Genomic DNA, 13,729 nt, shown 5'->3' on the forward strand with positions numbered 1-13,729 from the left:
ATCGGTATAATCATTAAGACTCATCGGAGTGCCATCATCATAGGTAAAGGTGCCACAAAATGCCGTTTGCACGGCACTGTTCAAAATGGGCGCTGGGGCACAATTGTCGTCATCGGTTATGGTACCCGTACCAATACCACTGCCTACGAGGTTAACCCCATTGGAGGGTGTACCCAATGCTACCGTAAAGGTTTCTTCCGTGCTTTCAAATAAGTCGTCATTGATAATGGTCGCGGTAATTTGTTGAATTTCATTAGCAGTGCCCACAAAAATAAGTGTGCCATCGGTACCTTCGTAGTCCACACCACCCCCAGTAGCGGTACCATCAGAAAAGGTATAGTCGACTGTCGTTCCACCAATTACCGCTATATCCAATACGACATTGAATACTATATTACTACCAACCACGTTTTCTAAAACTTCGACGTCCGAAATTGTGAGGTTTGCAATGTCATCATCTTCGTTAGTCACTGTAATATCCGCGACATCAATATTAACCAAATCATCATAATCATCATCATCTGAGGTGACATCCCCGGTAATCAAGGAAACAATCATGTCCCCATCGACCACAGCATCGTCAACTCCTGTAACTATCAAATCCACTCCGGTATTCCAATTTCCAGAATCCAAAACCACCTCAGCATTTCCTGTAACCTCGGTTATATCATAACCGGTGATTGGAATGGTAACATCTCTTGAAGGCTCACTTGTAAGTGTAAATGTAAAAGTTGCCGTTCCGCCGGCTTCAGTCGTAGTACCGACTACTGATGTAACCACTACGCCTGCAACATCATCATCCTGATTGGTAACATCCAAATCCGCAACATCACCGCCATCCAAGTCATTATAAAAGGAGTCAGGAGACTCGACACTTTCTGTCCTTATTCTATCTACAATATCCCCATCTATGATATTATCATCAACACCAGTTACTATCAAATCGACCCCGGTATTCCAATTTGAAGAGGTCAGTACTATAGCTGAAGGCCCTATAGTTTCCGTGGTATCGTACCGATCTATAAATAGGGTCACATCGGCCGTTGGTTGGCTGGTTAGCGTAAAGGTAAAAATAGCCTGCCCCCCAGCTTCAGTAGTTGTTCCGGTAGTTGTGGATACATTTATACCCGCTGTATCATTGTCACGAATTCGTCCCCTTGCATCCCCTCCGCCAGCGAGACCTACACCGTTAGTGGGAGTACCTAATTGAACTGTAAAATCCTCCTCATCATTTTCATCTATAAAATCATCTATTATCGGAACAGTTATAGTTTGGGTTTCACCATCAAATCCAGAAAAAAACAATGGCGTATTTCTGGTATTGTCATAATCAATCCCGCCTATGGCTGTATTATCAACAAAAGAATAAGTAACCACTACCACTGTACCCAGGGGTTGATCATCACCTTTATATGTGACGGTAAAAACCATGTTACCCACATCCTCGTCTTCGGTAACATTTTCTATAGATACATCCTGCCCATACCCACTAAGGGTAAAAAGCAAAAAGGCACCAAAAAACAATAGCTTTTTGGAAGCGTTTGATATACTTCGAATCGGGGCAAACATATAATTTTAAGCTTTTCTTTTTCAAAGACTGTCCGTTGCACAAATCCTATCTCAATGTACAACTTGGAAAGCAGGTATGTTAAGATAGGGATTTTCTTTCTTTAATAACATAAATACCTTTTAAAATAATGGGCCATATGTCGCAATTTCGCATTATTTGAACGAATTTTCAATCTTCTTTAAACCAACCCGAATACTTGACATAGGCATTGGCGATCCGGTCAATTTCCCCAGAACTCAATTCTGGGCTAATGTCCTTTATTTTTTTTGCGGGCATACCCGCGAAAATGGAACCTGCGGGGACATGGGTCCCTTGGGTCACCACGGCACCTGCCGCAATGATACTATTGCTCTCGACCACACAATCATCCATAATGATACTACCCATACCTATCAGCACATTATCTTTAATGGTACACCCATGGACCAGGGCATTATGCCCGATCGAAACATTATTCCCAATGGTTGTCGGTGACTTTTTATAAGTACAATGTATTACGGCACCGTCCTGAACATTCACTTTGTTGCCCATTTTTATGAAATGTACATCCCCCCTGACCACCGCATTGAACCATATACTGCATTGATCGCCCATAGTGACCTCCCCCACTATGGTCGCATTTTCGGCGATATAGCAATCTTCTCCTATACTTGGGGTCTTACCCCTAACTGATTTTATCAACATGGGTTGTATTTTTCTTGGTTCAAAAATAAGCCAATAATTCCTTCTTTTTGGAAGCTGAAACCAAAAGTTCCCTGCCGTTCGAAACCACAACGCTACCCCCTTTGCCTTTTTTATATTTGATGACCTCATTGACATTCACCAAATAGGACTTGTGTATGCGTGCGAAGGGAAATTGGGACAGTGCCTCCTCAAAATACTTTAACGTTTTACTGACCAAGATCTTCTTTTTTTCCAAATGGATTTCTGTATAATTATCATCAGCCTTGCAATACAGAATATCGGCCACATTCAACACTTGAAAACCGTCTTGTTGGGGCAAGGTGATTTTCCCCTCGACCTTAGGTAGCTGGGCATTCAAAATGGTGTCCTCGAGGGCGGTTTCCTTGGTTTTTATTTCTGAAACATACTCGACAGCCTTTATCAATTCATCAATATTGATCGGTTTCATCAAATAGTAGGCCGCATGATTGTTCAAAGCATCGATGGCATATTGATTGTAGGCCGTAACAAATACGGTCTCAAAACTTCTATCGGGCAATTGATCCAATAGGTCAAAAGCGTTGCCATAGGGCATTTCAACATCCAAAAAAACCAGGTCGGGTTCATTCCCGTTGATCAATTGAAGGGCCTCCTGAATGGACGCTGCTTCCCCTACAACCGTGACATTTTCGCAATATTTTGACAAATAGTTTCGAAGTATGTCCCGACTATTCGCCTCGTCTTCAACAATTAACGCATTTAAGTTCATTTATCTTTTTTTAAAGTGAACAAGACCCTGGTACCATGGCCATCGCTGCTCAGGTCGGTAATATGTACGTCTACCTTATCCTTATACATTTCGTTTAAAATGGCAATTCTTTTACTGATGTTCCCCATTCCTTTTGACTTTTGTTTTTTCTGGTTTTGGGTTTTTAACTCGGCGGATTTTTTTCGTCCAATCCCATCATCCTCAACCGAAATTCGAATGGAATTTTTGCCAATATTTTCAAGTTGAATTTTTAGGTACCCTTTATCCTCCTTATAACGCAAACCATGCCAAATGGCATTCTCAATATAGGGCTGCAAGAGCATGGGGGGAATTTGGTAGCTTTCAATATCGATAGTGTCATCTACATCAATTGAATAATCGAATTTGTCCGGGAATCGGGAATGCTCCAATTTTACGTAGAGTCGTATCAATTCCAACTCTTTGGATAATGGGATGAAATCTTCTTCCGAGTTCTCTAAAACCGCACGCATCAGCGTAGAAAAATCGCTCAAGTATCTATTGGCACTACGTTCATCGCTTTTGGCAATAAAACTGTTTACAGAATTCAGAGCATTAAAGATAAAATGTGGGTTCATTTGAGAACGTAATGATTTTAACGCCAAAAGGTTATTCGCCAGTTTTTGTTGCTGATTACTCCTATAGAAGAAGAAGGCCGCCAAACCCATTAACAACATACCAAAAAGCAAGGAATAGATAACCCAGTTTTTACGTTTGTTACTTTCCTCTTGCAATTGTTGACCGGTGATCGCTAGATCGTACTTGCTTTGGGACAACTCCCGCTCCTGTTCCAAACCAGAGATACGACTCTGCTTTGCTGCGATTTCACGATTGAGTCGTGCGGCACGCGATATTTCCTGCTCCTTGCGAATGTATAGCGTATCTACTACCGCCACGTAATCTTGATAGGTCTCCAATGCTTTGTTGAATTCCCCTTTATATTCATATACCTCTGACAACTTACGCGTGGCATCCTTTTGAATGATCAGATCATCATCGCTATCTGCCTCAATGATACTTTTTTGAAGATAGGGTATGGCTTCGTCGTAATTATCCTGGGCTATATAGGCATTGGCTATCTTGTAATTGATGCGTTGGGAGGTAATGGAGTCGAGCGATTTTGGTTTATCGAGACTGACCTTGGTATCGGCCGGCAATTCCCCAAGCTCGTTCAAACTTTGTTTGCGCAATTGGATTTCCTCGTCGAACCTGTTTTTCTTATTATAGAAATCGGCCACTTTTTCCTTTTCCTGAATAGATCGTTGCGGTGCCTCACTTTTGGCTAATTTCAGCGAATTGGAATAATAGCCTTCGGCCTCGATATTTCGATTGTCCTTGACATAGGCATCGGCAATTTTTGAATTCAGGTCGGTGACTTTTGGGGCGACCTGGTTTTTCTCGGCAATGGTCAGTCCTTCCCTATAAAAGGACACAGCCTTATCGATATCACCCATGCCCAAATAAGCATCCCCCAAATATTCATACAGCTCCACTTTTTGAAAGGGGACTAGATTCTTGACCTTAAGTAAAGGCGTCAACGTTTCTTCGGCATTTTTAAAATCCCGATTCGCTACATAGGCCTTACCTAACAAAAAAGAGGTTTTGGTGGTGTTTTGCGCTTCCAAAGCATCCAAAAAACTGGCAATCGAAAGGTCGTACTGTTTGTGAAAATAATAGACCTCCCCTAAGGTCGACAATGATTGCGAAAGTTCTTTTTTATCGCCTCTTTGACCCAATTCTGTAATCGACTTTGTGATATAATCAATACTCTTTTCAATATTGGTTTTTTTGTAGTAATTGGCGGAATCCAAAAAGAGGGCATGTAACGAAATCCCACTTGGGGAACTTTTGTTTCTGCTAAAGCTACTATCCCCTTTTTCAACATATCCCTTGACCTTGACATCGACATCCTCACCACTTTTGATGCGATGCCTAACCGTTTCAAAATGTGGACTCTCAAAAATGAGTTCCTCACCTATCATACCCCTGATCTTAAATTCGCCAAAGGCATTGGTCAAGGTATACTCCCCAGAATTCGTGGAAACCGAGACCCCGGAAATAGGGGTACTGTTCTCCAATCCTTTCACCGTTCCCTTGATCTGGAGTTTTGCCTTGGTGGGCTGAACCTGCGAAAAACAAGTGAAGCAACCTATGAGCAGTACAATTAGTATGCAGTATATTTTGTGCATTGTTCTTAATAAACAACGTAAACTTAGCTGATTTATACGGCAATAAAAAATGAAGAAATGCCTAAAATAGGTCATATTCCCTGCAGAAATCCAGGTTTACGAAATCAAGATACCGCTTTACTCAATCAAAAGGATACTTCACTCATTCCTTATTTTTTTATAAAAAGTTCGAAAATACATTTACACCATAGAAATTATTTTTTTTCAGGCATAAGAACAACGCTGAAAAACAATAAAATAAAAATTGAATATCATGAAAAATGTACATCGAATCCTAGGAATTTGCCTTTTAACAGCAACAATCAATACAGCGTATGGCTGTGAATTAACCCTAAAACGAACCAACAAGGCACCCATCATTGCCGAAGCCATCGTTAACGAACCCATTGAAAAACCAAAGAGCAATACGGTCAAAATCGCTTTGTTATTAGACACAAGCAATAGCATGGACGGGTTGATTAACCAAGCTAAATCGCAGCTATGGGATATCGTGAACAAGTTTACCCATGCGAAATGCGGCAACGGTTCAAGACCCAATTTAGAAATAGCCCTCTATCAATACGGCAATGATAATCTCTCATCACGAGAGGGATATATTCAACAGGTTCTGGATTTTAGCACCGATTTGGATGAAATCTCGGAAAAATTGTTTTCCCTAACGACTAATGGGGGCGAGGAATACTGCGGACAGGTGATCCATACTTCCCTAAAGCAATTGGATTGGGGTAAAAATCCTGACCATTTGAAGATGATCTTCATTGCCGGGAACGAACCTTTTACGCAAGGAAAATTGAATTACAAAGACGCTATAACTAATGCCATTGAAAAGGATGTCGTTATAAATACGATCTTTTGTGGCAACTATGATCAAGGTGTACAAACGGATTGGAAAAAAGGGGCTACCCTAACCGGAGGTGAATATATGGCCATTGACCATAATAGGCGTGTCGTGCATATAGAGACACCATATGATGATATCATTATTAAATTGAATGGCAAACTGAACAAAACATATATCAGCTATGGCTCCCGTGGGGCAATGAAAAGGGAACAACAAATGGTACAAGATGAAAATGCCATGGAATTGGAAGAGGCCGTAGCCGTAAAACGGGCGGTAAGCAAAAGCTCCAGAATGTACAAGAATTCATCGTGGGACTTGGTCGATGCCATGGATGACAAGGATTTTGATATTTCAGCCATCGAAAAAGAACAATTGCCTACAGAACTGCAAGACAAATCAACATCCGAAATAGCACGTTATATAGAAACAAAAAAGAGGGAACGTAGCGATATACAAAAAGAGATCCAGGAACTCAATACAAAAAGGGATGCCTTTATTGCAAAAAACCAAAAGGAAAATGCTACGGGAGAATTGGAGAATGCCATGTTGGAGGCCATAAAAAAACAGGCCGAAAAGAAAAATTACAAGTGGGAATAAACACCTTTGATTAATTATTAAACTTATATAATCGGTGTTTTATAAGGGGTCTATCTTCTAAAAAGGATTAGGCCCTTTTTACTGTGCCGCGGGACAATAACAATCGTATCGACGCTCTGTTTGGCCGAAATCGTAACCTACGGTTATCTGGTGGAAACCTCCATTATCAAACCGAATATCCCCCATCTGATACGAGTAATTATAAGAAACCATGAAATTTTTAATATTCGCCCCTATAATCGGTGTGATCAGTTGTAGTCGCTGTTCCCCAAAGGTACCATCGACCAGGAATTGTGCCCCATCGAAACTTCTTCGGTAGGAAACCCCACCCCATATTCTGCCAAAATCAACATCCCTGTATACCTTGGCATTGATATCTATCGTTTTTTCCTCAGTAAATTCAGTAAGTTGTAGAAGTACCGAAGGTTCATATTGCCATTCATTCCTACCAAAAACATATCCAGCCGAAACCAGATACCTCCTCAGATTGTCAAATTCAATGGCCGAGTACAAATCCCTTCCACTTCCCAAAGCGTTCAGAATTGAAAAGTGTGCATAGAACTCCATTAGGCTATATGACATGCCAAAATCTACATTAAAATAACTGACACTATTGTTGGCACCCGTGATGATAGGATCAGGGATTACCGAACGAAACTCGGATTCATCTAAACTACTTTGCAATAAACCACCGCTAAGTCCGAATGATAATTGATTTAAAAAGCGCTCATCACCCCCTAATTTCAAGTGGTGTGCATAGGTCAACTTAAGTCCGGTCTGCGAATGATACCCATTGGCATCATTAAAGAATATGGCCCCAACACCGCTAGGACCATCCCCCAATCGAAAATGTGCATTCAGGGTTTGTAGGTTGGGAGCTTCATCGACAGAAAACCACTGTTTTCTAATGGTGCCCCTAATTTTTCCCCCTTCACCGATACCCGCCATTGAAGGGTGTACCAGATAGTAGTTGTCAGACAAATAATCAAAATAAACGGGAACGCCTTCTTGAGCCACTGACGTAAAGCCAAAAGCCATAAAAGCGAATAGTAGCACCAAGCGAAATTTCATATAGATATTGGGGATTTCTATTATAATATCGTCCAAATATTAAGTATAACGGATGAAATGCTACATTATTATATATCCCTGAAGTAGGAATTAGTTTGTATTTTTACCAAAAACATAATTCTATGAAGGCATACTCAATTGTAGTAAAGCAAACCAATAACCCGGCAGTTCTAAAATTCGAGACCAACCAGTTCATAACCAAGAACACGAATTACGAGTTTAAAAATATAGATGAGGCCAAAAAATCCCCTTTGGCACAGCAATTATTCTACCTTCCCTTTATCAAAACCGTATATATTTCAGGGAATTTCATCGGCCTTGAACGTTATGATATTGTTGAATGGATAGATGTACAGGAAGAAGTCGCACAACAATTGGTAGATTATCTGAATTCGGGGGAGCCGGTCATTATAGAAGAAGAAACCCGTGCAAAGGTGCCAATAACCATTTACGCCGAAGTCACCCCTAACCCATCGGTGATGAAATTTGTTTGTAACAAGCGTATTGTGCCGGCTACTTTCGAATTCAAGAACCTCGATGAAGCGAAAGGCTCGAAGTTGGCCACCCAGTTATTCCAATTTCCTTTTGTCAAAGAAGTCTTCTTTGATGAGAATTATGTCTCGATAAGTAAATATGACGTAGCCGAATGGGATGATATTACCATGGAATTACGCGAATTTGTAAGGGAATTTTTGGCCAATGGCAATGAAGTGGTTACGGAAAGCAGTATTTCTGCTTCGAATACCGTTCCTACAAAATCAAATAAAACCCAAGAGCCGTTGGATGATACTTCCAAACAGATCATAGATATTCTAGAGGAATATGTTAAACCCGCCGTTGCAAGTGATGGCGGTAATATTCTTTTTCAATCGTACGAAGCGGATACCAAGACGGTAAATGTTATTCTCCAAGGGGCTTGTAGTGGGTGCCCCTCTTCGACCTATACCTTGAAGAATGGCATAGAAACCATGCTTAAGAATATGATGGGTGAAAAGGTAAATGAAGTCGTAGCTTTGAACGGTTGATTTTTATGTTTCGGATTAGCCTTTCTTCTTTTTATTTGTTAACTTTAAGAAAACCATTAAATAAAATAGTATGTCAATTTTAAAAGTTATCGAAGTATTAGCGAATTCAGATAAAAGTTGGGAAGACGCCACCAGAAAAGCGGTTGCCCAAGCTTCAAAATCCGTGAAAAATATACGCTCTGTGTATATTAACGAACAAAGTGCCACGGTTAAGGATGGTGAATTGGATAATTTTAGAGTGAACGTGAAAATCACTTTTGAAGTAAAATAATCCTTTGTAATCCAAATGGTAAAAGCGTCCTGTTTAAGGACGTTTTTTTATGCCTTTATTTTTGGAGGGAAGGGAATGCGAAATACAAAATATGAATGGAATTATTTTTTGCCCTGCAAAATGAAATCCTTTAAATAATACGGTTCAAAATAGGCAACATTCTCAAAGTCCTTTTCCTTGTATTTTATATGTGACAAACTTCCCATTTCTTTCGCAGAGGGAACGATTTCAGTTCTATAAATCACATTGTTGGGCCCTACTACACCCATACATTTTTCAGCGCCGCTACCTAACAACATTACCTTGCCCTTGTCTAAATAATCTTGAAATGAATCGGCACTGATAATCTCTGCCCGGGTCTCGCGCACTTCCTTTAGGGTCTTATCGAACACTTGAGAATATACCTCCATTCTTCGGGCATCCAAGACCGGGACAATAAAATCAACCTCGGCATCCTTCGCCTGTTCGGCCATACTCCTTAATGTTGAAACCGAAATCAATGGGATATCCAAAGCGAAACATAACCCTTTGGCCGCCGACACCCCTATGCGTAACCCTGTATACGAACCTGGACCTTTACTTACGGCCACGGCATCGAGATCGGTTCTATTTAAAGAGGCTTCCCGTAATACGTCTTGAATAAAGACATGCAATTGCTCGGAATGTGAATAGTTTGCGGAATTGTACTCTTTGATAGCAATTACCTCCCCGTTCTTCGCAAGGGAAACAGAACAATTGGTGGTCGCGGTCTCTAAGTTCAGGATCAAAGCCATAGCCCACAAAGATATACCTAATACCCTGAAAATAAAAAGGCCCAATACTAGAAAATATATTGGGCCTATTAATCTTAAAGTTCATTTTTTACTCCAATGTAATTGGAATGCCAAAATAGAATTCTAGTATTTTTAGTCTAAAGATATAGGCGTATTTGGATCGGACAACCTCAGCTTCCGCATTATCGACCCTCGCTTGTGCCTGACTATAGTCAAAGGAGTTCATCAATCCCACTTCAAAACGTTCCCGGGCATACTCATATGCCAACCGTCTAGCTTCCAATGTTTTTTCAGCGGCTTCATAAGCCTTGTAAAAAGTAGTAACATCGACATACGCCTGATTAATGGTCGTTTCGAGATCTAATTTGTCCTGTTCGAACTGCAACCTGAATTTCTCTAAACTGATCTTGGAACGATTGACACTGTTCCTCGTACTCCACCCATTAAAAATGGGAATACTCAATTGTGCACCATATGAAATACCATCGAAAATCCATAGCTGATCCTTAAAGCTAGGTGTATAGGCAATTCCATTGGCATCAGGAATCTGGGTGACATCGGAATATCGGGTCCCATACTGGAAAAACCCGGTTAACGTTGGAGCAAATGCCCCTTTGGCGATCTCTAAATCCTTTTCGGCAAGTTCAACATTGGCCTTGGAGAATTTAATATCGTTCCTGAATTCCAGCGCCTTGGCAAAAATAGTTTTTGGAGAGTTATTCAAAACATCGGAAAGCGGAATATTGAAGGTCTCTTCAGATACGTCAAAATTCTCATAATCGGTAATCTGCAATAGCTGGGCAAGGTTAATCCTAGAAATCAGTACCAAACTCTCGTTGTTCACGATCTGTTGCTCTTGATTCGCTGCTGTGGCCTCTATTTCCAATAAATCCCCTTTGGGTACCACACCCGATTCAACCAATTCCTTGGTGCGTTTCAAATCTTGCTCGGTAACGGCGTATTGGGCTCTTGAAACTTTCAAGGCTTCTTTGTTCGACACGATTTGTAGATAGGCATTGGCCACGTTCAATTGGATGTCGTCCTTTAAATTGTCCAATCGATATTGACTTGAAATAGCGGCCATTTTTGCCCTATTCAACCTTTTAATGTTCTGTAAACCATTATAAAGAACAACGTTGGAACTAAAACCCGCATTCACATTGAATGCAGTGCTGTTCGTAGGCAGGTTATTGGTAGGATTGATTGAGAAACCCGTATTACTTGATGCGGAGGTCGAGGCATTTAAATTAGGCAACAGATCACCCAAGGCATCTTTTTCGTCGATCATTACATTTTCCAGATCCAATTCAAATTGTTCTACGGTCAAATTATTTTCCACAGCATAAAGTACACACTCTTCCAAGGTCCACTTTTTTTGTTGGGCCGTTGCCCATCCAATTGTAAATACGAGGAGTATTGCTGTTAGTTTAAACTTCATTTTTTAAATTTTTGATTATTGATTGATTGATGATCTATTCTTCACTATCCTCTGAACCTTCATCACCATCTTCATCACCATCTTCTCCTTTTTTGATAGGTTCGGTCTTGTTCCATTGTTTTACTAGGTCTTCCTCGGTAATACCAGATACGATTTCAACATTTACCCCATCTGATATTCCTATTTCGATATCCTTCCGTTCAAATTTTTGATCCTCAACATTACCCACTGCAACCTCGACATAAGGCTTATCGGTTTTTTTATCGAATTGTAACAATGCCTCGGGAATGACCATAACGCTGTCTTTTTTCTCCAACACCATAGAAGCATTGGCGCTATAACCTGCCCGGATAAAAACATCTTCCTGTATTTCAACATCACCTTCAATCTTAAACTGGACAGCGCCGGTTTCCTCAACGCCCTTGGGCGCTATAAATCGCAGTTTGGCATCCAATTCCTTCCCTTCAACAGCCCCAAGACTTATTTTTAATGGCGTTCCTATTTGCAACTTGGCCACTTCACCCTCATCTACCTTACCCTCAAAAATCATCTTGGACAAATCTGCAATGGTGGCGATAGTTGTACCATCATTAAAATTATTACTTTGGATGACTTGATCGCCTTCCTCTACTGGAATTTCCAAGATAGTGCCGTCTACCGTAGCACGAATATTTGTATTTGCCGTCGTAGAACCTCCTGCAGATCCTCTCCTGATTATTTGGTAGTCGGCCTGCGCATTGCTCAATTCTTGCTGGGCTTGATCATACTGTAATTGTAAACTATTAAAATCTTGACTGGATATTACCCCTTTGTCAAATAGGGACTTGTTCCTATTGTATTCGATTTTTATATTGTTCAGAGCAAGCTCGGCATTACGTACCCTACCCCTTGCCTGGTTTAGTGATTGTTCATTGGGAACCACTTTTATAACGGCTATTAAATCCCCAGCTTTGACCTTGACGCCTTCTTCTAAATATATTTTATCGATTATACCCGATATTTGTGGCTTTATCTCAATTTCATCCTCTGGCACCACCTTACCGGTAGCCACTGTTTTCTTTTCTATATTCGTAATAAATGGCTTCTGTGTCTCATAGGTTATTGCCGATTTACTATTGGATTTTATAAAGAAAGCCGCAGCCCATAGTGCCCCAAGCACCAAAATCCCTATTAAAGAATATTTTAAATATTTGTTCATTTTAAAGTGTGTTAATTTATATACTGGTTTGTTATTTGTTTCTTACTCTTCGCGTAATGCATCAATCGGCTTAATACTCACTGCCCGTTGCGCGGGTATTAACCCTATTAAGGTCCCTAAAACCACCATGATAGCCAAGGCTCCAAGCACATAAGGAATGGGTACCGTTGGATTAGCATATGGGAAATCGCCGCCTTCTGTAAAACTATTTATTAAACTAAGGGTCGCTGCCCCTAAAATAATTCCCATTATCCCAGCAATTACTGTCAAAAACACCGATTCCAAAATTATCTGATTCTTCACCTCTGAAGGTGTTGCACCGAGAGCCCTACGAACCCCCAATTCCTTTGTTCGCTCTTTTACGGATATCAATAGGATATTGCCTATTCCGATAACCCCTGCCAAAATAGTGGCTATACCCACCACCAAGGACAAGAATGTCATTCCTTTGGCAAAGCCCATAATACGATTGAACACCTCTCCCAAGTTAAATGATCCAAAGGCTCTTTCATCATCAGGATTCACCTTATGAATGCTCTTTAAAACGGCTTTCACATCAGCTTCGGCCTGTACCACATCAGCATCGTCATAAGCGGCTATGGTCAGCCAACCTACATTATCGCCAGTGTTATACAACTTCCTATACGTTGTAAATGGAATATAGATATCGCCATCCGTTTCAAAACCCCCACCTGGAGTGAATTTATGAATCCCTACGATCTGAAAATAGATGTTATCGACTCTAATATAAGCCCCTATAGGATCCTCGTCCTTCTCAAACAACTCATTTTGTGTTCGTTCCCCAATAACACAGACCTTTCGCGTCTGTTCAATATCATCATCATTGATGAACCTACCCCCATCATATATTTTTTTGGTCGCAATCTTGGTGAATACAGGGAAATCCCCATATATAGCATAATTGCCCGATTTTTGTCCATTTACAACCAATGCCGGTGCATCTCCGAATACCCCTTTTGCATTTCGTGGTGCAATACTTTGAATTTCAGGTACTCTATTTTCCAAAACCGTCACATCGCCCATTTTCAATTGCAACTGCCTACCTGTTTTAAAGCCTTCATAAGGCATGCTTGTACTCTGGGCCCAAACAAACATACTGTTCATAGCTACAGTCTCAAAGGCCTTTTCAAATCCGTTGTCCAATCCTTTGGCCGATCCAGAAAGTGCTATGTAAATAAAAATGCCCCAGAGTACCCCAATCACAGTAATTATCGTCCTGGTCTTATTCTTGCCAATAGAACCAAAAATCTCTTGCCATGTATTCTTATCAAATATGAAGCCCATA

12 protein-coding genes are annotated in these 13,729 nt (G+C 40.7%); 3 read left to right on the top strand and 9 right to left on the bottom strand.

Features of this window, described 5'->3' with window-relative positions:
• The 4 genes from HPE63_RS17200 to HPE63_RS17215 form a co-directional block, all read right to left on the bottom strand.
• A partial coding sequence (locus tag HPE63_RS17200; RefSeq protein ID WP_317172924.1) for a Calx-beta domain-containing protein occupies positions 1 to 1,569 on the bottom strand: 1,569 nt, incomplete at its 3' end.
• Positions 1,570 to 1,738: 169 nt separating this feature from the next.
• Positions 1,739 to 2,254: a gamma carbonic anhydrase family protein gene (locus HPE63_RS17205; RefSeq protein WP_188315546.1), complete on the bottom strand. Its 516-nt coding sequence runs from the start codon at positions 2,252 to 2,254 to the stop codon at positions 1,739 to 1,741.
• 19 nt (positions 2,255 to 2,273) lie between these two features.
• The gene (locus tag HPE63_RS17210) at positions 2,274 to 3,002 is read right to left on the bottom strand and encodes a LytR/AlgR family response regulator transcription factor (protein WP_188315547.1); all 729 of its coding nucleotides are present in this window, start codon (positions 3,000 to 3,002) and stop codon (positions 2,274 to 2,276) included.
• The gene (locus HPE63_RS17215; protein WP_188315548.1) at positions 2,999 to 5,209 is read right to left on the bottom strand and encodes a histidine kinase; all 2,211 of its coding nucleotides are present in this window, start codon (positions 5,207 to 5,209) and stop codon (positions 2,999 to 3,001) included. Before HPE63_RS17215 ends, HPE63_RS17210 begins: the two co-directional genes overlap by 4 nt.
• A gap of 253 nt (positions 5,210 to 5,462) precedes the next feature.
• Here HPE63_RS17215 and HPE63_RS17220 point away from each other — a divergent pair, with 253 nt between their 5' ends.
• Entirely contained in the window at positions 5,463 to 6,647 is a 1,185-nt protein-coding gene (locus tag HPE63_RS17220; protein WP_188315549.1) for a vWA domain-containing protein, read from the top strand.
• Positions 6,648 to 6,725: 78 nt separating this feature from the next.
• On the opposite strand, the gene HPE63_RS17225 is transcribed toward HPE63_RS17220, so the two are convergent.
• Complete coding sequence (locus HPE63_RS17225; RefSeq protein WP_188315550.1) at positions 6,726 to 7,718, bottom strand: PorP/SprF family type IX secretion system membrane protein; 993 nt, start codon at positions 7,716 to 7,718, stop codon at positions 6,726 to 6,728.
• Positions 7,719 to 7,840: 122 nt separating this feature from the next.
• Here HPE63_RS17225 and HPE63_RS17230 point away from each other — a divergent pair, with 122 nt between their 5' ends.
• Both HPE63_RS17230 and HPE63_RS17235 read left to right on the top strand, forming a co-directional pair.
• A complete protein-coding gene (locus tag HPE63_RS17230; RefSeq protein WP_188315551.1) occupies positions 7,841 to 8,743 on the top strand; it encodes a NifU family protein in 903 nt (300 codons plus the stop codon).
• A gap of 70 nt (positions 8,744 to 8,813) precedes the next feature.
• A complete protein-coding gene (locus HPE63_RS17235) occupies positions 8,814 to 9,014 on the top strand; it encodes a dodecin family protein (RefSeq protein WP_188315552.1) in 201 nt (66 codons plus the stop codon).
• A gap of 101 nt (positions 9,015 to 9,115) precedes the next feature.
• On the opposite strand, the gene tsaB is transcribed toward HPE63_RS17235, so the two are convergent.
• The 4 genes from tsaB to HPE63_RS17255 all read right to left on the bottom strand — a co-directional run bounded on the left by tsaB (position 9,116) and on the right by HPE63_RS17255 (position 13,728).
• A complete protein-coding gene (tsaB, locus tag HPE63_RS17240; protein ID WP_188315553.1) occupies positions 9,116 to 9,787 on the bottom strand; it encodes a tRNA (adenosine(37)-N6)-threonylcarbamoyltransferase complex dimerization subunit type 1 TsaB in 672 nt (223 codons plus the stop codon).
• Positions 9,788 to 9,875: 88 nt separating this feature from the next.
• A complete protein-coding gene (locus HPE63_RS17245; protein WP_188315554.1) occupies positions 9,876 to 11,225 on the bottom strand; it encodes a TolC family protein in 1,350 nt (449 codons plus the stop codon).
• A gap of 34 nt (positions 11,226 to 11,259) precedes the next feature.
• Positions 11,260 to 12,423 carry an efflux RND transporter periplasmic adaptor subunit gene (locus HPE63_RS17250; protein WP_188315555.1) on the bottom strand — a complete coding sequence of 388 codons (1,164 nt, stop codon included), beginning with the start codon at positions 12,421 to 12,423 and terminating at the stop codon, positions 11,260 to 11,262.
• A 42-nt stretch (positions 12,424 to 12,465) separates the two neighbouring features.
• Positions 12,466 to 13,728, bottom strand: a complete 1,263-nt coding sequence (locus HPE63_RS17255; RefSeq protein WP_188315556.1) for an ABC transporter permease — start codon at positions 13,726 to 13,728, stop codon at positions 12,466 to 12,468.
• Position 13,729 lies beyond the last annotated feature (1 nt).

Source organism: Maribacter arenosus (genome assembly GCF_014610845.1).
Lineage (GTDB): Bacteria > Bacteroidota > Bacteroidia > Flavobacteriales > Flavobacteriaceae > Maribacter_A > Maribacter_A arenosus.

What these genes read in the sequence shown, in the direction of transcription:
- HPE63_RS17205 (WP_188315546.1), bottom strand. Translation starts at nt 2,254, where the DNA reads ATGTTGATAAAATCAGTTAGGGGTAAGACCCCAAGTATAGGAGAAGAT.
- HPE63_RS17210 (WP_188315547.1), bottom strand. Translation starts at nt 3,002, where the DNA reads ATGAACTTAAATGCGTTAATTGTTGAAGACGAGGCGAATAGTCGGGAC.
- HPE63_RS17215 (WP_188315548.1), bottom strand. Translation starts at nt 5,209, where the DNA reads ATGCACAAAATATACTGCATACTAATTGTACTGCTCATAGGTTGCTTC.
- HPE63_RS17220 (WP_188315549.1), top strand. Translation starts at nt 5,463, where the DNA reads ATGAAAAATGTACATCGAATCCTAGGAATTTGCCTTTTAACAGCAACA.
- HPE63_RS17225 (WP_188315550.1), bottom strand. Translation starts at nt 7,718, where the DNA reads ATGAAATTTCGCTTGGTGCTACTATTCGCTTTTATGGCTTTTGGCTTT.
- HPE63_RS17230 (WP_188315551.1), top strand. Translation starts at nt 7,841, where the DNA reads ATGAAGGCATACTCAATTGTAGTAAAGCAAACCAATAACCCGGCAGTT.
- HPE63_RS17235 (WP_188315552.1), top strand. Translation starts at nt 8,814, where the DNA reads ATGTCAATTTTAAAAGTTATCGAAGTATTAGCGAATTCAGATAAAAGT.
- tsaB (WP_188315553.1), bottom strand. Translation starts at nt 9,787, where the DNA reads ATGGCTTTGATCCTGAACTTAGAGACCGCGACCACCAATTGTTCTGTT.
- HPE63_RS17245 (WP_188315554.1), bottom strand. Translation starts at nt 11,225, where the DNA reads ATGAAGTTTAAACTAACAGCAATACTCCTCGTATTTACAATTGGATGG.
- HPE63_RS17250 (WP_188315555.1), bottom strand. Translation starts at nt 12,423, where the DNA reads ATGAACAAATATTTAAAATATTCTTTAATAGGGATTTTGGTGCTTGGG.
- HPE63_RS17255 (WP_188315556.1), bottom strand. Translation starts at nt 13,728, where the DNA reads ATGGGCTTCATATTTGATAAGAATACATGGCAAGAGATTTTTGGTTCT.